At 46.0% G+C, this 19417-nt stretch carries 19 protein-coding genes; 12 read left to right on the top strand and 7 right to left on the bottom strand.

The window, feature by feature from the left end; all coding sequences use genetic code 11:
- Positions 1-124: 124 nt before the first annotated feature.
- From QZ938_RS12480 to QZ938_RS12470, 3 genes are all read right to left on the bottom strand, one after another.
- Positions 125-1669, bottom strand: a complete 1545-nt coding sequence (locus tag QZ938_RS12480) for a sulfite exporter TauE/SafE family protein (RefSeq protein ID WP_293148853.1) — start codon at positions 1667-1669, stop codon at positions 125-127.
- On the bottom strand, positions 1659-3059 hold the full coding sequence (locus tag QZ938_RS12475; protein ID WP_293148851.1) for a hypothetical protein: 1401 nt from the start codon (positions 3057-3059) through the stop codon (positions 1659-1661). The genes QZ938_RS12480 and QZ938_RS12475 overlap by 11 nt, the downstream gene beginning before the upstream one ends.
- A 447-nt stretch (positions 3060-3506) precedes the next feature.
- Complete coding sequence (locus QZ938_RS12470; RefSeq protein WP_293148849.1) at positions 3507-4721, bottom strand: DUF4331 domain-containing protein; 1215 nt, start codon at positions 4719-4721, stop codon at positions 3507-3509.
- A 384-nt stretch (positions 4722-5105) separates the two neighbouring features.
- Here QZ938_RS12470 and QZ938_RS12465 point away from each other — a divergent pair, with 384 nt between their 5' ends.
- The 4 genes from QZ938_RS12465 (at position 5106) to QZ938_RS12450 (ending at position 8163) form a co-directional block, all read left to right on the top strand.
- A complete protein-coding gene (locus QZ938_RS12465; protein ID WP_293148847.1) occupies positions 5106-5672 on the top strand; it encodes a sigma-70 family RNA polymerase sigma factor in 567 nt (188 codons plus the stop codon).
- Positions 5673-5818: 146 nt separating this feature from the next.
- The gene (locus QZ938_RS12460) at positions 5819-6400 is read left to right on the top strand and encodes a cupin domain-containing protein (protein WP_293148845.1); all 582 of its coding nucleotides are present in this window, start codon (positions 5819-5821) and stop codon (positions 6398-6400) included.
- Positions 6401-6789: 389 nt separating this feature from the next.
- A complete protein-coding gene (locus QZ938_RS12455) occupies positions 6790-7257 on the top strand; it encodes a hypothetical protein (RefSeq protein WP_293148843.1) in 468 nt (155 codons plus the stop codon).
- Positions 7258-7365: 108 nt separating this feature from the next.
- Positions 7366-8163 carry a hypothetical protein gene (locus QZ938_RS12450; RefSeq protein WP_293148841.1) on the top strand — a complete coding sequence of 266 codons (798 nt, stop codon included), beginning with the start codon at positions 7366-7368 and terminating at the stop codon, positions 8161-8163.
- 342 nt (positions 8164-8505) lie between these two features.
- Here QZ938_RS12450 and QZ938_RS12445 read toward each other — a convergent pair whose 3' ends face one another.
- The 3 genes from QZ938_RS12445 to QZ938_RS12435 form a co-directional block, all read right to left on the bottom strand.
- The gene (locus tag QZ938_RS12445) at positions 8506-9048 is read right to left on the bottom strand and encodes an acireductone dioxygenase (RefSeq protein ID WP_293148839.1); all 543 of its coding nucleotides are present in this window, start codon (positions 9046-9048) and stop codon (positions 8506-8508) included.
- A 69-nt stretch (positions 9049-9117) separates the two neighbouring features.
- The gene (locus QZ938_RS12440; RefSeq protein ID WP_293148837.1) at positions 9118-9255 is read right to left on the bottom strand and encodes a hypothetical protein; all 138 of its coding nucleotides are present in this window, start codon (positions 9253-9255) and stop codon (positions 9118-9120) included.
- 169 nt (positions 9256-9424) lie between these two features.
- A complete protein-coding gene (locus QZ938_RS12435) occupies positions 9425-10633 on the bottom strand; it encodes a NupC/NupG family nucleoside CNT transporter (RefSeq protein WP_293351700.1) in 1209 nt (402 codons plus the stop codon).
- A gap of 72 nt (positions 10634-10705) precedes the next feature.
- Here QZ938_RS12435 and der point away from each other — a divergent pair, with 72 nt between their 5' ends.
- From der to QZ938_RS12395, 8 genes are all read left to right on the top strand, one after another.
- A complete protein-coding gene (gene der, locus QZ938_RS12430; protein ID WP_293148833.1) occupies positions 10706-12067 on the top strand; it encodes a ribosome biogenesis GTPase Der in 1362 nt (453 codons plus the stop codon).
- Positions 12068-12473: 406 nt separating this feature from the next.
- Positions 12474-13469: an energy-coupling factor transporter transmembrane protein EcfT gene (locus QZ938_RS12425; protein ID WP_293351698.1), complete on the top strand. Its 996-nt coding sequence runs from the start codon at positions 12474-12476 to the stop codon at positions 13467-13469.
- Between the two features lie 371 nt (positions 13470-13840).
- Positions 13841-14278 (top strand): holo-ACP synthase, encoded by a 438-nt coding sequence (acpS, locus tag QZ938_RS12420; RefSeq protein ID WP_293148829.1) that lies wholly within the window; start codon positions 13841-13843, stop codon positions 14276-14278.
- A gap of 42 nt (positions 14279-14320) precedes the next feature.
- Positions 14321-14590 (top strand): transcriptional coactivator PipX, encoded by a 270-nt coding sequence (pipX, locus tag QZ938_RS12415; protein ID WP_293148828.1) that lies wholly within the window; start codon positions 14321-14323, stop codon positions 14588-14590.
- A gap of 387 nt (positions 14591-14977) precedes the next feature.
- Positions 14978-15643, top strand: a complete 666-nt coding sequence (locus QZ938_RS12410) for a YggS family pyridoxal phosphate-dependent enzyme (RefSeq protein ID WP_293148826.1) — start codon at positions 14978-14980, stop codon at positions 15641-15643.
- Positions 15644-15757: 114 nt separating this feature from the next.
- A complete protein-coding gene (locus QZ938_RS12405) occupies positions 15758-16402 on the top strand; it encodes a cell division protein SepF (RefSeq protein WP_293351696.1) in 645 nt (214 codons plus the stop codon).
- Between the two features lie 405 nt (positions 16403-16807).
- The gene (gene proC / locus QZ938_RS12400; RefSeq protein ID WP_293148822.1) at positions 16808-17647 is read left to right on the top strand and encodes a pyrroline-5-carboxylate reductase; all 840 of its coding nucleotides are present in this window, start codon (positions 16808-16810) and stop codon (positions 17645-17647) included.
- Between the two features lie 16 nt (positions 17648-17663).
- On the top strand, positions 17664-18275 hold the full coding sequence (locus QZ938_RS12395) for a hypothetical protein (protein WP_293148821.1): 612 nt from the start codon (positions 17664-17666) through the stop codon (positions 18273-18275).
- A gap of 128 nt (positions 18276-18403) precedes the next feature.
- Here the strand turns inward: QZ938_RS12395 and plsY are convergent, their stop codons facing one another.
- Positions 18404-19084 carry a glycerol-3-phosphate 1-O-acyltransferase PlsY gene (plsY, locus tag QZ938_RS12390; protein WP_293351694.1) on the bottom strand — a complete coding sequence of 227 codons (681 nt, stop codon included), beginning with the start codon at positions 19082-19084 and terminating at the stop codon, positions 18404-18406.
- Between the last annotated feature and the right edge of the window lie 333 nt (positions 19085-19417).

Here is a 19417-nt window from a genome sequence, read left to right as displayed (position 1 = left end):
ATAAGCTGTCAGTCATACCTCATGTTTTGAGAAAAACTGGTATTACTTTATCAGATGCCTCAGTACAAAGATTTTTGATTCACAAAATCATCAAAGCTGACGCACCATAGCATCTTAAATTGTCTTATCCATTGCCAATTACCCACTGATTCGCAGCCAATATTTTTAGAATAGCCTCTCCGGTAATGCCCAGCCCCAAAAACATTACCACCACCGCGCTAATTGCAGGCATAAATTTGACTGCTGCAATCTGTTTCGGCAGTCTATCAAAATTCCGTTTGGCATAAACTAAGATTAAGCCGATCGCACTCAGCACCAAAGCCAATCCCAAACTAAAGGCTACCACGAGCGTCATCCCCAGACCAACATTGCCCAAAGCCGACGCGCTCAACAGCATCACCAATGCGGAAGGACAAGGCAACAATCCCCCGGAAATGCCCAACACTAACAAGCTTTTCCAAGTAATCGGAGAACCGTCAGATCCTGGTGGCAAATGTGAATGAAGGCGGCCGTCTCCATGATGGTGGTAGTGCTGAGATATAGGTGGTTTGACAGGTTTAAATTCTCTTTCCCAAGTTCCCCTACTCAAAAGATTTACTGGTTCCTCAAGGTTCGTAGTAAGGACTTTAGTCCTTGGGTTTTTGCGGACTAAAGTCCTCACTACGAACCTGGTTTTGCGGACTAAAGTCCTCACTACGAACCTGGTTTTGCGGACTAAAGTCCTCACTACGAACCTGGTTTTGATTCTTTCTGAAAGTAGTTTGATGCCGATGATTGCTACTAATAAGCCTGAGATTAAACTCAGCCAAGGATCGAGTTTTTCTGGCTCGATTATGTTAGAAGCAAATAATGTAATTGCGCCTACAGCAAACACGCCAGCAGTGTGAGTAATTGTAGTTGTTGCTGCTAGAAATACAGCGTGTACTGGAGTAGCCCGCGAACCAACTAAATAAGCGCCGACTATGGTTTTCCCATGTCCGGGTGACATCGCGTGCACGCATCCCCAAGTAAATGCTCCGACTACTGCTAGCACAAAACTCCAACCTGACTCCCAGATTGATTCTTTTCCAGCTAACAAAAATTCTCGGTTGTGTGGCGTAAATACAATGCTTTTGACAGCACCAGCTTCGACAATTGTAGCTTGACAGCTAGCTGTCGGAACTCCGGGCAAAAATAAATTGTATTTAATCCGCATTTTGTTGTTTTTTGAAGTTACGCTAGATTCTGGCCAGGTGTAGTTTAAGATTAAGGTGCTATGGGTATTGGGCTGCTGGATCGAGCTGGCACTCTTAGCTATTTCCAGGGGTTTTACTGTAACCGATCCGGGAATCTTGCTACTTTTGGTGATGCTAATTTCTTGACTAAAAAACTTTTCTAGTTCTGTTTTGTGATTCCTAACTTCTGCCAGTTGTAACTGTCCGTCTCCATTGTCGTCGGCAAATTTTGTTAGGCCGGTGGGAAAGGTTAATGTTATTTCGGTTTGCAAATCGTTGACGATGATTTCGGCTACTGATAAGTCTGACCAGTGGGAATAAACTGGTTGGGTTGAGTTTGTACAAAATAGTAAGATTGTGAGCGAAAAAAGAATTAAATATTTTCGCATTTTTTGCCAGTTTTTGTGCATGGTTGGTTTTAATTTGATGTGTTTGTGGCTAATTTCAAAATTCATAACTTCCCAAACCCAATGCTTGACGAGATCGACTATCAAAACTCGGATCGATTTCCTTCACCTTTTGAAAATAAGCGCGAGATTCGGCATCTTTTCCTAAAGTCTTAGCGATCGCACCAGCCCGATAAAACATCCCAGCATCGCGAATTCCCGATCGCACAATTTCAACCATCACCCGATCGGCTTTTTGCCATTCGCCAGCACTAGAAAGCGCCCAGGCGTAAATATCCAGAGTCACCGCATCCCTGCGAATTTTCACCTCTTCCTGCATTAACAACAGCGCTTCGGCGACATCCTGCGATCGACCTTTTTCCAGCAACAAACTCGCCAAATCGCGCCGGTGCCCGAAACCGCCAGAAACCTGTTCCTGTCGCAGCCCAGCTTCTGCTTTGTCGCGCAGTCTCCCCGAGGATCTCGCATCTCCCTGCAACTCCTTCACCCTCGCCATACCGCGATCCACCAGGCGATCGAACACCGTCGCAGCCCCGCCAGAATAGGCAGAAACCTTGCTGTAATTAGCCTCAGCTTCCCGATAATTTCCCTGGCGCGTCTCCAAATCCGCCAAATAAATCAGCGCTAGCGGGTATCGCGGAACCAACCGCAACGCTTCCAAAAATAGCGCTTTCGCCTGCACAAACTGCCCGCGGCGGGCGTAAAATCGACCCAAGAGCGATCGAACTCGCGCCGATCCAGCAATCTCTCCCGGTTCCTCCGCAGCCATTGCTTGCCGGTAATCCTGCAAAACCTCCGCGTCTCGCCCCTGCGATTCTCTCACTAACGCTCTTAATGTGAGAGAACCTAAGTTAGGAATCCGATTAACTAAGGCTTCTGCGGCTATACTTGCCTCACCGATTTTTCCGGTGGCTAAGTGAGATGTGACGGAAAGGGCGATCGCATCTTCATTGTCAAAACCCACCTGTTTCGCCAAGCGCAAAGCCGTCGCAAAATCGTGTCTGGCCTCGGCAATTCGAGCTAAAACTAGCAGCGCGCCTTTGTTGTCAAAAGGCAAAAGGGCGATCGATCTTTCTGCGGCTTGTTCGGCTAATAAAAACCAACCACCTTCCCCAGTTACGCGAGCCATTTTCAAATAAGCACTCGCCAAAGCAGCCCGATTCAAACCGCTTTTTGAATCAACAGCCAATCGCTGCTGGTAAAAAGCAATTTCCTGCTGAATAGCTTCCTTTTGATTCGGATTGTTCCTCAAAGTTTCCGAAAACTGATAGCGGTAATTAGCATCGAGATTTGCCGTACTTTTATTAGCAATTTTTCCTGAGATTTCACGCAGATTGGGCAGCAAATTAACTGCGACAATTCCCACTATCGGCAGTCCGATGAGAAGCAACCACCAGAAAAGATCGGATTTAGGTTTTTGTGATTTGTTGGCAGTCATATTGTAGGGTGCGTCATTATTGGATTTAGCACGAAAAACTACGATTTTATTTGATAAGGTCGGCTCATGCTTGAGCCAAGGTACGTTGTTGCGCTTCAGCGCTCTTTATAAATATTAGGAAAGAGCGAAGACAGCGCAACAACGTACCTATTGTTAGGTTAGTTTTCTCGGGTGCATCTAATTGTGGCAAGGGCGAAGGAAGCATTTCGGCACATAATTTATGAACCATAATCTGAGATTTACCGCCGAAATGCTTCGCCCCTACGAATATATTTGCAAAAAAGAGATGCTCCCGTTTCCTCGGTGATTGTAGAAGGTGCGTCGCTCTGACATTGTTGCTTTTTTTTCAGTATTATCGATAGCGACGCACCCTACAAATAACTTCAGCGCTCTTGATAAATATTAGGAAAGAGCGCCCAAGCGCAACTACATACCTATGACTATTAACTAATTCGGCAAAGCCAAATAAGGAAAATTCGGTTCTAACGGTTTGTGTCCCTGAGCCGGATTTCCAGGAGCTCCGTTATAAGAAACGTTATCGCTAGCCGGAGAACCCACCAAAGCTCCCAAAGTGATATCAACAACATCGTCCAAAAGCAAACGACCTCCGATCAAACTTCCTTGAGCATTTGCCGCACTACCGTAGCCGCTGGGCCTTGTGGTATCGATCCGCAGGACATCCGGTAAGAAAGCTTTGGCGATCGCATTTGCATCCACATTATCCTTACCGTCCAAAAGATCCACAGCATTGAGAGTAGCAACAGCTTCCTGTCGCACCGGAGCAGCAGCAGCACTCAAATCCAATCTCGGAGAAATAGTATTAAATGCTTCCAAAAACTGGGGAGTAACTATCAACGCCTCATTAATTCCCGGTCTCGCCAAACGCTCGAATTGTTTGAAACCGCCAGCTCCATCCCTCACAGAAATAGTTGACCAAACATCAAAAGTATTCGCGCCTGTTCCTGCTTGCAGAAATGCCTTCGGAACGCGCACCGCAATGGTATTGACGTTGTAGCCTTTAGCAAAGTCGAGCGCTTGACTGGCTGGCTTGAAACCTACTTTAGGGCCCGTTCCCAAAGCCCCAGCCCGGACTCTAAAAAATTGTTCCACATCAAAGAAAAACGGATCTTCCCGCAAACCTGCAAATACAGTTAAGTTAGAACCGCCCACAGGTACTGTATTCAAAACAGCATTAGAATTCAGCGGAGTTGTGGCAATTAAACCGCCATTAACCGTTGTCTTAGTTGTGGTCTGGGAGCCGCCGCGCACAACAGTCATCGCTACCGCTTGCATACCTTTACTGTTAGGCGGACTGAAGGCAAACCGCAAGATAATATCGGCACGTCCAGTCGGTGTAGAATTTACATCACCTACCTGCGTGATGTGAAATTGGTAAAGGGCTGTGGTGCTGAAATAATATTGATAGCGGGCTACAGACCGAGGATTTGAATTCATTGTAAAGACTAAATCCCCGTCCGCAGCGCCGGAGTTTTGATCTTTTTCGCGATAGACGTATAAGTCGGTTAAATTGACAGCGCGACCTTTGATATCGACTTCGCCGTCATCGTGGTCGGAAGCGGCAATTATCCCAGGAGTTAATACAACAATTAAAGCTGCTTCAATTGCTAGGATAATTCGGCGAATTTTCTTGGTGAGTTTCACAGTTAGCACCTATCTTTTACTGAGATTTTTACAAAAATTAATCGCAAATAACCCACCTTCGCGGGTTTTACTTTGGTCGCCACAGGTTCAACTTGTTAACCTGTCGGGCTTTTGGGAGGTTGCTGAGCCTTCTCGTAATTGGTATACGAAGTTTTGGCTATTTTGGATCTGTACAGCAAGATTAGGTATGAAAAACTATGCAGAAGTGATAAACTGCAATATAAATCGGATAGATTACAATTCAAAGCATCACAGAATTAGCCCGCAAAGGCATACTTATGCTTGCATCCCCAATTGACTTACAGTTATGTTCTATAGTGATATACGCCGAATATTTAATTTTGGATCTGTACGCTCAAAACAAAATTTTTCAGGTACACTGAGATGACAGGGGAAAAGTTAAGTGATGAATCGCTGCTGTTAGTGCAGATTGCCCAGAAAGACCAAGCAGCATTAGCTAAACTGTACGATCGCTACGGTCGTGCAAGTTTCGGTCTCGCTTACAAAATTCTGGGTTCGGTAGAAGAAGCTGAGGAAGTTGTGCTCGATGTTTTTTCCCAAATTTGGCAAAAAGCAGCAACTTACGATCCCAGTCGCTCTCGTGCGGATACTTGGTTATTTATGCTTACCCGCAGTCGTTCCCTCGATCGCCTCCGAGTGTTGCAGCGAACAGTCCGCGCCGCAGACGCTTGTCTGGAAGATGCTAAAATTCCGTCTGCGCGTATTGCAGAACCGATGGAAGATGCAATACTTGAAGAACGCAGCGCCCAAGTCAGCGCAGCCCTAGAAAAACTGCCACCAGAACAGCGAATTGCGATCGAACTAGCCTATTACGAAGGATTGACTTGTGCGGCAATCGGCACTAAACTCGGTATCCCGACAGGTACAGTTAAAACTAGAATTCGGTTGGGAATTTCTAAGTTGCGCCAAACTTTGAGCGAAGAGTTTTAGATTGTCAAAAAAACAAAATTTAAATTGTTTAATATCGATCTAAACCTATGGCATCTCCAATCTTCCATCTTGAGTGCAATGGCAAAAAAAAATCGAAAATCTAAAATTTAAAGTCTAAAATTGATAATGCCGGAGAACTGATGGAAATGATGCCAGACGAGGAGTTTAATCTGCTTGCAGCGCTTAAAGCTCTCGATACCCTTGATGAGTCAGAACGCAGCGCACTTGCCGAGAAATTGCAAGCATCCCCAGAACTTCAAAGCGAATTAGCTGCCTTTGAAACAGCAATTTCTGCGATCGCCTATACAGCCCCTGCCGTTCCCGTCGCCCCCGACCTCAAAAACCGCCTGTTGCAGCGCATAGCCGAACTACCAATTGTTACATCGCCCACAGAAAATAATCCGCCATCTTTAATTGTGCGATCGCGCGATGTCAAATGGAGACCCTACTCAGTTCCGGGAATCTCGATCGGCAAGCTTTATCTTGACAAAAAAAAGCACCAAATTACTTGTTTAATGAGGCTGGAACCGGGAGTAACTTTTCCCCTGCACCGACACGCGGACTCGGAGGAGGTATTTGTATTAGAAGGAGACTTAACTGTAGAAGGGGAAGTTTGCTATCAAGGCGATTATATTCGATCGGTTCCCGGTTCCATTCATTCGCCCATCACCGAGGGGGGATGTTTGCTGTTAATCAAATCTTCTACAAATAACGAAAGGCTCGTTTGAATCCATACCTAAATCTATTCTGGGACGGGCATCTTAATAGGAAAAATTGGATTAACATCAAATTCGATCGCATCCTCTTGCATTCATCTCTATCTTCTCTCTCTGTGTTCTCTGCGCCCTCTGCGGTTAAATAATTCCGATCCAACCGGAAACGATATAAAGCCGGAACTCCGCGACAAATTAAAAGAAGACGATTCATTACTCCAAGCTAAGAGGGCTAAAGCCCAACAACGTACCTCATAAAGCCGGAGGAACTCCAGGACAAATTAAAAGAAGACGATTCATTACTCCAAGTAAGAGGGCTGAAGCCCAACAACGTACCTCATCTTTCTGAGAACCGCTATAGGTCGTTGTCAACTGTCAACTGTCAACTGTCAAAGGATAGTGCCATGCTAAATTACTGGCGTTTAACTGCTCTAATGTCCGCCGTTATTATACAATTTGTTCCCAAAAGTGCGATCGCCCAAGAACGTGAAGGATGCTTTCTAGTCAACTCAGCGGGAGAAGTAATTAACTTAAACCAGTTGTGCACGCCCCAAGACTCGGGAGTCAAGCTAACAGGAGACGACGGGAAATTTATCGAAGACTACAAACGGTTAGCCAAAAACTACTCTCCCGACGCAACAGGCGCTTTATTGCAAGGAATCCAAAGCAACCCCAATCAAAAAATTGCGGCCGCGAAAAGCATATGCGCCCAAGCCAAAGCGGGAGTTTCTCTGCCGGAATTTAAATTAAGGGCGATCGGGCAAGCTGGTAGTATCGAAAATCCCACGGCTAAAGAAAGTTTTCTCGCCGAAGCCGATATTATCACAACTCTTGCAGGCAATCATTACTGCCCGGAATTAGCCAGCAAGTAAGATTGTAAAATATTTAGAGACGCGGCAATCCCGCGTCTCTATTTGCAGTTAAAATATGATTAATATTCCTCTTGTCGCGCCACGACTCAGGAAATTACCCCGCATGAGATGAAACATTTAAAATCAAGTTCCGCCGATTTGCGGGATTTATTCAAAGACAGCATCACCGTTAAATACCTTGCGGAACCGCTAAAATCTGTGCCGGCGGGCGAAGATGCTGCTAAATTGCGATCGTGGATGGAGGCGCGCGATTTTGATGTGCTCGGGATCGAAGAAAACGGGACGGTTTGCGGCTATGTGGAAAAAGCGCACTTAATGACAGGTAAGTGCAGCGATTACCAGCAAATTTTCCACCCATCGCAGTTAATCGCCGCCTCGACTCCGTTGATGGAATTGCTACCGCTGCTGCGAGAAAAACCGAGATTGTTTGTCTTGGAAAGCAACCGCATCAACGGGATTGTCACCTGCGGCGATTTGCAAAAAGCGCCGGTGCGGATGCTGCTGTTTGGGTTGGTGACGCTGCTGGAAATGAATTTATTGCGGATTGTGCGGATTTACTTTCCCCAAGATTCGTGGCAGAAGTGGCTGAAGGGCGATCGTATTGTAGCAGCAAAACACCTGTGGGAATTGGGGCGATCGCGAAATGAGGCAATTGACTTGATCGATTACCTGCAATTCTGCGACAAGCGAGATTTAATCCTGACGAATGCCGAAATAGTCGATCGACTGGGGCTCAAATCCAAACGTTACGGGGAGCGTTTTTTGAAGTCAGCAGAAGCATTGAGAAACAAATTAGCACACGCCCAAGACTTAATCAACGGTTCTTCGTGGCCGGAAGTAATTCTTCTCGCCCAGGAAATAGAAGCGCTGTTGCAGCGATGTGAAGAAATTGAAATTTCTCTATGAAATAGCGCAAAAAACCCAACAACATCCAAAGGTACGTAGTTGCGCTTCAGCGCTCTTTAGACTTATGAAATAGCGCAAAGAACACAACAACATCTAAAGGTACGTAGTTGCGCTTCAGCGCTCTTTAGACTTATAAAATAGCGAAAAAATCGCAACAACATTCTAAAGGTACGTAGTTGCGCTTCAGCGCTCTTTAGACTTATGAAATAGCACAAAAAACACAACAACATCTAAAGGTACGTAGTTGCGATCTTTGCACTCTTGTCTAGATGAATGAGCGCTGAAGCGCAACAACATACCTAATACCTAAAAATTAGCTTTCATATACGTTTTATCTTCGACCTAGTTTTTAATTTTCAACTTCCTATTAGTATACTGAGGAACCCACCCTTGAGCAGTGGTGTAATACTGCACAGCTTTCAAGTACAGCAACGGAGTAAGATAAAACCAATGTTCTGTATTAGGCGGTACTTTAATATATTCTTCAGCTTGCAACATTAATTGTACCTGAGAGCCGTTAGGATAGACAAACCCAAAAACACATTCCCCAGCTAAAACGTGCAGAACTTCTGCATCTGCGTGGGTGTGAGTGCGATCGCTTTGAGTCATCAGCGGGTAAATCTGTGGCGAACCGGGATGCAGCACTTTTAAGTCGCACCACTGACATCCGTTGGCGCGCTTGAAGTATTCAAACTCGGTTTTAAATGCTGCGAGAATGTGCTGTTTTTCTGTGACATTGAGAATGTCTTGCAGTAGAATTTGTTTAACCGCAGGATTTTCCTGATTTGACAGGCGATCGAGCTCAATATTTAAAACAGCCAGTTGGCTGGCGATCGCCCCGATATCGGTATATGTCCTACCGTCTTCTAGTTGCAGAACAGCCATATTACATCACCTATTAATTTCGCTTAGAAGAGAATTTAGTTGCCACTTTCCATATACTGTTGTTACAGACTAAATTCCTGCTTGTTTTCCATAATAGCCGATCGCTAAAATTAGATGTTTTTCGTTATATTTTATTAAACATTTACCATAAAGAATTGGTTGAAAGCCCCAACCCCGAGCGGAAGAAATTACGATCCGACTATTCATTACTCCAATCTTCTTCCTTCTAGGTAGAGGTCGCTCTTAAACTGTCAACTGTCAACTGTCAACTGTCAACTGTCAAACATACTTTAATTGTCAAATTTTAACTTTTATTTAATAACCTTGAGAGTAGAGAGTTGGGTGCTTGTGGCGCACCTTACAAAACTCAAAACTTTTAAACGAGCATTCCCGCAATACAAGCAGTCATGAAACAAGCCACAGAACCAGCAATCATCGCCCTCACGCCCAACCGAGCCAAATCACCCTTGCGCGATGGCGCCATCGCACCAATCCCCCCAATTTGAATCCCGATGGAACCAATATTAGAAAAGCCGCACAAAGCATAAGTCGCAATAATTACCGATCGTTCCGAAATAGCCTGTTGCTTCACCAATTCCATCAAATCCAAATAAGCAATAAACTCATTTAAAATCGTCTTCTTCCCCAAAATAACTCCTATTTTTCCACAATCCGCCCAAGGCACGCCCATCAGCCAAGCCACCGGAGCCATGAAATAAGAAAGAATCCATTCCAGTGACAACTGAGGCAAACTAATCAGCCCTCCAAACCAACCCAAAAGCGCATTAAAAAATGCCAACAAACCCAAAAAAGCTATCAGCATTGCCCCCACATTAGCCGCTAATTGCAAGCCGTCGCTAGCACCAGAAGCAGCAGCATCCACGGCATTAGCATAAACCTGTTCTACCTTAATTTCCACCTCGCCAGCAGTCAGGGACTTTTCAGTTTCTGGATACAGCAATTTAGAAATTGCCAAAGCAGCCGGTGCCGACATCACCGACGCAGCAATTAAATGTTGAGGAGACACGCCAAAAGAAATGTAAGCCGCCATGACTCCGCCAGCAATTGTCGCAAAACCCCCCGTCATCACAGCGTGCAGTTCCGAGAGCGTCATCGTTGCTACATAGGGTTTAATTAACAGTGGTGCTTCTGTTTGACCGACAAAAATATTGGCAGCACAGGAAAGAGTTTCTGCACCAGAAGTTTTCATGGTTTTAATCATGCCCCAAGCGACAGCCTGCACCACTCGCTGCAAAATACCGTAATGATAAAGTAGGGTGATAAATGAAGAGAAAAAGATAATAGTGGGCAGGACTTTAAAAGCGATTAAGTGATCGGTAAATTTATCACCAAATACAAACTTTGCCCCAGCATCAGAAAAATTCAGAAATTGAGTGACTAAATCTCCCAAAAATTTAAATGCCACCAAACCCGGAGCAGTTTTGAGAATCAAAATTGCAAAAATTAGCTGCAAAGCAATTCCCCACAGTACGGGAGGCCACTTAACAGCCCGTCGATCGACTGAAAAGGCGTAGCACAAACCGACAAAAACTCCTAGCCCCAACACAGAAATAAGTCTTTCCATTTCAGTCACATTCCCTTATACTTAAAGATTAAAGCTCAAAATTACGGCGCAGCCTAAATTGCTGCTACTTTTATGCCTCTACCTATAGTTGCTATTATTGGACGCCCCAATGTAGGCAAATCGACGATCGTCAACCGTTTAGCCAACAGCCAAGACGCGATCGTCCACGACGAACCGGGAATTACGCGCGATCGCACGTACAGGCCAGCATACTGGGGCGATCGCGAATATCAAGTCGTAGACACCGGCGGGCTAGTATTCGATGACGAGACCGAATTTCTGCCATTAATCCGCGAACAAGCAATGGCGGCCCTCGCAGAAGCCAGTGCAGCCATTTTTGTAGTAGACGGAAAAACCGGACTCACCGGCGGCGACGAATCCATCGCCTCTTGGCTGCGAGTGCAAAAAGTCCCCGTCATTCTCGCCGTCAACAAGTGCGAATCGGAAAATACCGGACTTACCCAAGCAGCAGACTTTTGGACGTTGGGACTGGGAGAACCATACCCCATTTCCGGGATTCACGGTAACGGTACCGGCGAATTGCTAGACCAATTAATGACTTACCTTCCCACAGAAATAGAGCCAGAAGTAGATGAAATCAAAGTAGCAATTATCGGTCGTCCCAACGTCGGAAAATCCAGTTTGCTAAACGCATTTCTCGGAGAAAACCGCGCCATCGTCAGCCCAATTTCCGGCACAACCCGCGACGCAATTGACACCATAGTAGAACGCAACGGTCAAACCTACCGCCTGATCGACACAGCCGGAATTCGTAAAAAGAAAAACGTCGAATACGGCGCCGAATTTTTCGGAATCAACCGCGCCTTCAAAGCCATCCGTCGGGCAGATGTCATACTGCTAGTAATAGATGCAATTGACGGCGTTACCGACCAAGATCAAAAATTAGCCGATCGCATCAGCCAAGAAGGTCGAGCCTGCATCATCGTCATCAACAAATGGGATGCCATAGAAAAGGACAACGACACCATCTACGAGTACGAAAAAACAGCAAGAACTAAACTGTATTTCCTCGACTGGGCAGAAATGATCTTTGTCAGCGCCATGAGCGGACAGCGAGTTGAAAAAGTCATTGAATTAGTAGACAAAGCCTCCGACGAACACAAACGCCGCGTCGCTACCGCCGTCATCAACGAAGTCATAGAAGAAGCCACAACCTGGCACTCAGCACCAGTTACCCGCCAAGGAAAACAAGGCAAAATCTATTACGGTACCCAAGTGCGATCGCAACCGCCAACAATCGCGCTATTCGTCAACGATCCCAAACGCTTCACCGAAAACTACCGCCGCTACATGGAAAGCCAATTCCGCAAACACCTAGGCTTTACTGGTACACCAATGCGGCTGCTGTGGAGAGGCAAAAAAGTTCGCGCCAGCGAAGTCAGCACCACAAACAGAGCACTGCGCGTGAAGTAATTCCAGACTTGAGATTAAAGAAAAAACGCAGTTTAACGATCTAAGCAAATTGCGTTTTTTTATTTTCTCTTCCTTCCTTCTTTCTCTTTCTTCTTTCTCTTCCTTCGCGTCCTAGCGCTGACGCGCGGCTTCGCCTAAAGCGTCTTCGCGGTTCAATAAATTAGATCTCTTGTATCATCACGTCCCGTCGATTACCATAACAAAAACCGTTCGTAGTGTGGACTTTAGTCCGCAAAATGCTGCGGACTAAAGTCCACACTACGAACCTTATTGCGGTCAATCAGTTTGATACAAAAACCGCAGATATAAGGCAGATGCAACACAGACAAACGCAGATAATTTCCAGATAATTTGGAAATGAATGCAATAAGTCTATTAATATTATTAAAAATCTCAAACCGACAACATGGATTTACTTCGCTCGCTCCCTATAGGACTTTACCTAGAACAACCCGTAACCTGGCTGCACCGGCTAGACTCCCGCGTCAAACTAGCCTGGTTGATGACATTTCTAATTGCGCCCATACTCGCCAATCCCGTTTGGCGGTTGATGCTAGTAGTAATGTTAATCGTACTGACACTAAGCGCAGCCATTCCCTTCCGTGTCTGGAAACAGCAAATGGGACTGCTGCTGCTATTCTGCCTTTTAGTATTTTGCCTCAGCGCGATCGCCCCTGACGCACTTCCCTCAGAACATCGGCCCCGCATCCCCGCCGACGAATTAACCTTTTCCCAACAACCCGCAACCCTTCCACCCGCTCAGGAACCCAAAGCGTGGTACAAACGTTTTAACTTAGGCTCAAACTCTGCAACCCAAACTCCTAAAGTTCAAACCCAAAATAAACTCCCCCAACCCACAAACTACAGTTACGTTTTATTCAAACAAGGCCCTGTTAAAATCACCCGCAAATCCTTAGATTTAGCTATCAACGTCAGCACTCTATTCTTTACAGTAATTTACAGCACTAACCTCTACCTGCTCACCACAGCCAGCGAAGAAATTACCGCCGCCATCGAAAACTTAATGCAGCCGTTGCGCCGCTTGCGCTGGCCAGTCACCGAAATTGCCCTAACATTAACCTTATCTTTGCGCTTCATTCCCCTAGTATTGGAAGAAATACAAAATTTAGTGCGATCGGTCAGCACTAGAGCGATAAACTGGAAAAAACTTGGATTTCGCCGCGCCGCTCAAGTTTGGTTGACGATTGCCGAGAGGCTGTTAGAAAACTTGCTGTTGCGAGCCGAACAAATAGCTAGTGCGATGAAAGTTCGCGGCTTTACCAGTCCCGATCGACACCGCGTAGAATGGCATCAGTTACACTTCAAAATTCGAGACTGGATCGCTCTCGGCTGTTTGCTCGCCCTCTGGAGCGCCCGTTTGGTTTGGGGTTGGGACGCTTAACAGTTGACAGTTGACAGTTGACAGTTGACAGTTGTAGGGGCGGTGCCCCCGTACCCGCCCTCTTTTAGATGACATTTGACAGCTCGCTCTGTAGTTTGATGGCGATCGCGCTTCCAGCCGAATGGTTGACAGTTGCACAGTACGCGAATCAAACAATTTATGCTTGACTGTATCGGCCACCCATCAAAGCAAAACTGATAGCAGTTTCCAACAAGAATTTAGGTGTAGGTAGATTCCAAAGCCTTACCCAGTGAGTTATCCCCAATTCTTCAAATCTCAAATCTCAAATCTCAAATCTCAAATAATCTGAGATACTTCGACGCGATCGTCCTGCTAAAGTAATGGATGAAAATATTTAGAGATCCAAGACCTTGAACATCTATCTTGGGACAGATATCGTATATGTTCCGCGCATTCAAGCTGTATTAGATCGATTTGGCGATCGCTTCCTAGAAAAAGTTTACACGAGGGCAGAACAAAGAGACTGCGGACAACTAAATTCTCAAGACAGCAGCATTAAAGGTAAAATGAACCGAGTTTCCTGCAACCAACTAGCCGGGCGGTGGGCAGCCAAGGAAGCTGTTGTCAAAGCTCTAGGCACGGGATGGCGGGGAATACGGTATGCTGATGTCGAAATTCAGCGCTCCGAAAACGGTGCTCCTAACGTGCAACTGCACGGAACCGCCGCAGCACAAGCCTCTGTTTGGGGAAATTGCCAGTGGCAGTTGAGCCTCAGTCACGATGGAGACTATAGTATGGCTACCGCGATCGCCCTTTGCACCCCGCGATCGAGCGAAACTCAAATCTAAAATCTAAATCTTTAATCTAATATCGATCGATTGTGAGAGTGAATGACTACCGAAACCTACCTGAATCATCCAAACTTTGGCCTCCTCTTCAGGGTATCCCAGGTTGAAGACAGCCAAGAATTATTTACCACCCTATACGCCCAGCGCCTATTTTTCTTAGTAACCAACGGCCCTGGCGGCCTCAGATTCGATCCTATCAGTCGATCGGACGCTCGCCTCATGGTCGAAATTCGCCTGCGAACCCTCCGTCGCAGCGGTCAATATCAGGAATACGACCAATTGCAGGCAATTCACCAGCGCACCTTTCAATAGCCAAAATCGTTCAACTGTTGACAGTTGACAATTGACAGTTGACAGCTAGAGAGCGACCTCTACCTATAAGTCCGAGTATTGGAGTAATGAATAGTCTGATTTTAATTGATCCCGCTCCGGCGGGCGGGCTTTCAACCAATTCTTTCTGGTAATCGGTAATTGGTAATCGGTAATTGGTAATCGGTAATCGGCAATTGGTAACTTGGTAATTGATATAGCGGTTCTCAGAAAAGTGAGGTATGCCCAATGCCCAATGCCCTGTTTGGCCTTCTTCCCAATGCCCAATGCCCTATGCCCTATGCCCAATGCCTATGAGTACCTCATGTTAGTGAGAAAGGCTATATCTGTCTTAATTGTCCTGCCCTCCTGTCAAGAGCGTTGAGTACCATGACCATTGCCTCTCGAATTAACAGCCTTCGCCAACAGTTGCCGGAATCAGTGCGGTTAATTGCCGTTAGCAAACAAGTACCGACTGATGCTATCCGCGAAGCCTACGACGCGGGCATCCGAGATTTTGGCGAGAGCAAAGTTCAAGAGACTGCCGAAAAACAAAGCCAACTGCAAGATTTGCCAGATATCAACTGGCACTTGATCGGCCACTTGCAAGCCAACAAAGCAGCAAAGGCCCTAGAGCATTTCCAGTGGATTCACTCGCTCGACAGCTTAAAACTGGCTCAGAGGCTTTCGCGCCTAGCTGGCGAAATGTCTTGCACCCCGCAAGTCTGCCTGCAAGTCAAAATATTGCCAGACCCCGATAAATACGGGTGGAACGTCCCAGAACTGCTTGCCGACCTCTGTGAACTCAATAAATGTGAGCATATAAAAATTCAAGGTTTGATGACAATACCTCCGCTGGGATTAGATGACTCGCAAATCCTACAATTGTTTAAGAGCACTCGCGAACTTGCTGACAAAATCCAGGAGCAAAATTTGCCAAACATTCAAATGCAGCAGCTCTCCATGGGGATGTCGGGAGATTATCATTTGGCAATTCAAGCAGGTGCTACTATGGTACGGCTAGGACAAACCTTATTTGGCTCTAGGAGGGGATAAATTGTTCAAATCTTCTGATAAGCACAACTTAGGTTAAATATAGAGTAGTGAACGACCCGCGGCTAACCCGCAACGCGAGTATAGTCGGGGCAGCACAGTCGTGAAGGAGCTTAAATGGTGAACATTTTTTCTAAGCTACGAGATTTTGTAGGCTTCAACAATGAGCCTGAATACGATTACGAGTACGACGAAACCGAAAGCGAGCGCTTTGCGAACGCCTACCAACAGCCTGAACCAAACTCCGCCACTTCCACTTCTGCTGCTGCGATCGCCGCAGCCGAAGAAGAACGCCGCCAAAATCGCAGAATGCGGGAGCGGTCAGTAGTAGGATCGACAGGTACGGATGTTGTTGCACCAACCGGGGGAGTAGGATCAGTAATGAATAATGTGATTGGAATGCCTGGATCTATGAACGGGATTTCGGAAGTAGTAGTAATGGAGCCGCGCACTTTTGAAGAGATGCCGGCAGCAATTCGAGCTCTTAAAGAACGCAAATCTGTGGTTCTGAACCTAACGGTGATGGATCCAGACCAAGCGCAAAGAGCTGTGGACTTTGTGGCGGGCGGTACTTATGCCCTTGACGGTCATCAAGAGCGTATTGGCGAAAGCATTTTCTTGTTTACGCCTAGCTGCGTGCAAGTAAGAACTCAGTCTGGTGTGGTTCACGAAGTGCCCCCAGCCCAAGGCCGCCCGCGCCCTGCTGCGGCTGCTCCCGCACCGACAGTCTGGCCGGCTGAACAAGCTCAATTGGCTCAGTAGTGAGTTGACAGTTGACAGTTGACAGTTGACAGTTGATTCCAAAAGCTGTTGGCTGTTGACAGTTGACTCCGAAAGTCGTTGAGAGATATTCATTCAAAAAAACACTATAGTAAGGTGCGTAGTCAGTTGACAGTTGACAGTTGACAGTTGACAGTTGACAGTTGACAGTTGACAGTTGACAGTTGACAGTTGACAGTTGACAGTTGACAGTTGACAGTTGACAGTTGTTGACAGATATTCATTCAAAAAACCAGTATAGTCAGGTGCGTCGCTACCAGATGAGCAATGGAAGTTTTAGATGGTCGAAAGCGACGCACCCTACAAACAACGCACTGTTAACAAATAACCAATAACAAATAACAAATAACCAATAACAAATAACCAATAACTAATAACTAATTAACTATGATAAAATTTGGTACGATCGGCGGCGGAGTAATGGGAGAGGCTCTCTTATCCCGCTTAATAGCAGAAAAAGTTTATTGTCCTTCAGAAATATTGGTGAGCGATCCGCAACCGCAACGGCGCGAATTTTTGACTGCAACCTACGGAATCGGAACAACAGCCAGCAATCTAGAAGTTGCTAACGCTACGGAAGTGCTGTTTTTGGCGATTAAACCGCAAATTTTTGAGCAAGTAGCTTTGGAATTGGCCGTGGCGATCGATCGCCCACAAGCAAATAATGGAGAAACAGCTAATTCTCAGCCAGAAGCTGCGATCGTGTCGATTTTGGCGGGAGTTCCCCTGAACAAGCTCGAAGCAGCCTTCCCGGGGCGCTCTGTGCTGCGGGTGATGCCAAATACTCCGGCAACGGTGGGGGCGGGCATGAGCGCGATCGCCCCGGGGAAACTCGTGCAACCGACGGATTTAGAATTAGTCAAGCGGATGTTTCAGGCCGTGGGAGAAGTGGTGGAAGTGCCTGAAAGTATGCTGGATGCGGTGACTGGCCTTTCCGGTTCCGGGCCAGGTTATGTTGCGATTTTTATCGAAGCATTGACAGATGGCGGTGTTTGTGCTGGACTGCCGCGGGCGATCGCCTCTCAATTAGCAATCCAAACAGTATTCGGTACGGCGAAGCTGTTGCAAGAAACGGGAATGCACCCAGCAGAATTGAAAGATAGGGTGACAAGTCCCGGCGGTACGACGATCGCCGGAATTGCTACATTAGAAAGTAACGGTTTTCGCTCTGCTGCGATCGAAGCAGTGAAAGCAGCTTGTTTGCGCTCTCAAGAATTGGGTAAATAAAAAAAGATAATTTACAATGGCTTATAGCGACTTCAAGCTCAAAGAAATTGTCAAACAATTTGACTTAATTATCAAGGAAAATCAAGATTTATTTGCCGATATATTAGAAGTAGAATCTAGCGAAATTCTGAAAGTATCGTTAAAAGAAAACGCAGGATTAGCGGTAGACATCAATACCGAAAAAGCGCGTTCTGAACTGATTATCGCACCAATTTTACTCGAAGTTAGACGACAATTGAATTATCAAATTGGTTTATTTTCCGGTTCCGAGTTTAATGTAGCTCCTGAAAAAGGATTAAATGGAACCTGCGATTTTTTAATGAGTTTGTCAGCGGAACGCTTGTTTATCAGTGCTCCTGTGATTACCCTTGTTGAAGCGAAAAAAGAAGATATTAAGGCTGGTTTCGGGCAGTGTGCAGCCGAAATGTTAGCCGCTCAATTATTTAATGAGGAAGAGGGAAATCAGATTCCGATTATTTATGGGGCCGTGACATCGGGTACTGTGTGGAGATTTTTGAAGTTAGAGGGACAGATTGTGTCTATTGATGCGATCGAGTATTATCTGAGGGATGTGGGAAAAATTTTAGGGATTTTATTAAGCGCTATACCTCCGATAGATAAGGGGTAGGCACGGGGCACTACCACCCTAAAAATTTTGTGAATCATTCAGGATTGCTATATGATAAATATAAGAGGGTTCGCATCCCAAAAATGTCCGCGAACTTTTTTGGGAAGTGCTATAAATCAAACTAATTATCACTCGCTGGCTGCTGTTTCCAATTTCTGCCCAATTTTCGGTTCAGTACCGTTCAAAAGCCGCTGAATGTTGCTGCGGTGCCGCACGATTACAAATACGCCGCCCGCAAGTCCAAACAACACATAAGCTAGCGGCTGATGTAAAGCAAACATCAATCCAGAAACGCTAATTGCTCCGATAATAGAACTCAAAGAAACAATTCGCGATAGGGCAAAAACTATCCCGAAAATTCCGAAAGTCCCCAAGCCGACTGGCCAGTACAAACCTAGTAAAACTCCCAAACTCGTAGCGACGGATTTGCCACCTGTAAACCCCAGCCAAATTGATTTGCTGTGGCCCAAAACAGCAAACAAACCGGCTAAAGTTGCCATCCAAGGGATGACTGTTGCAGTATCTTCTAAACTGGCGCCGATCGCGAGCTGGCTGGTAAAATCTAGAGAGTAGATGTAACGGATCAGGACGATCGCACTTACGCCCTTCAACACATCAACCAGCAACACCGCCAACCCCGGCCCCTTTCCCAAAGTCCTGAGTACGTTAGTCGCGCCAGTCGAACCAGAACCTACTTCCCGAATATCAATCCCCAGCATCCATTTACCCAAAGCGTACCCAGTTGGAATCGAACCCAGCAAGTAAGCTGCGATTAACAATGCGCCATTTAAAATTATCCAGCTAGCCATGTTTTGATTTTAGATTTGTTGTACAGAAGGAAGTTCGGCAACGAATTATGTAACTGATGTCAAGCAGAAGGAAGAACTAATTCCGGTTAGTTTACCCTAAATTTCTTCAGTCCGCGGAGGCGGACTTTGTTTGTATAGCCGCGAATTCTATTCGCCGGAAATTGAAGTCAGAAGTCAGAATCTAGAACTAATTCCGGTTAATTTACCCCTAAATTTCTTCAGTCCGCGGAGGCGGACTTTGTTTGTATAGCCGCGAATTCTATTCGCCGGAAATTGAAGTCAGAAGTCAGAATCTAGAACTAATTCCGGTTAATTTACCCCTAAATTTCTTCA

The sequence above is a fragment of the Microcoleus sp. CAWBG27 genome (genome assembly GCF_020883145.1).
GTDB lineage: Bacteria > Cyanobacteriota > Cyanobacteriia > Cyanobacteriales > Microcoleaceae > Microcoleus.
This window is presented reverse-complemented; position numbering and strand designations above follow the sequence as displayed.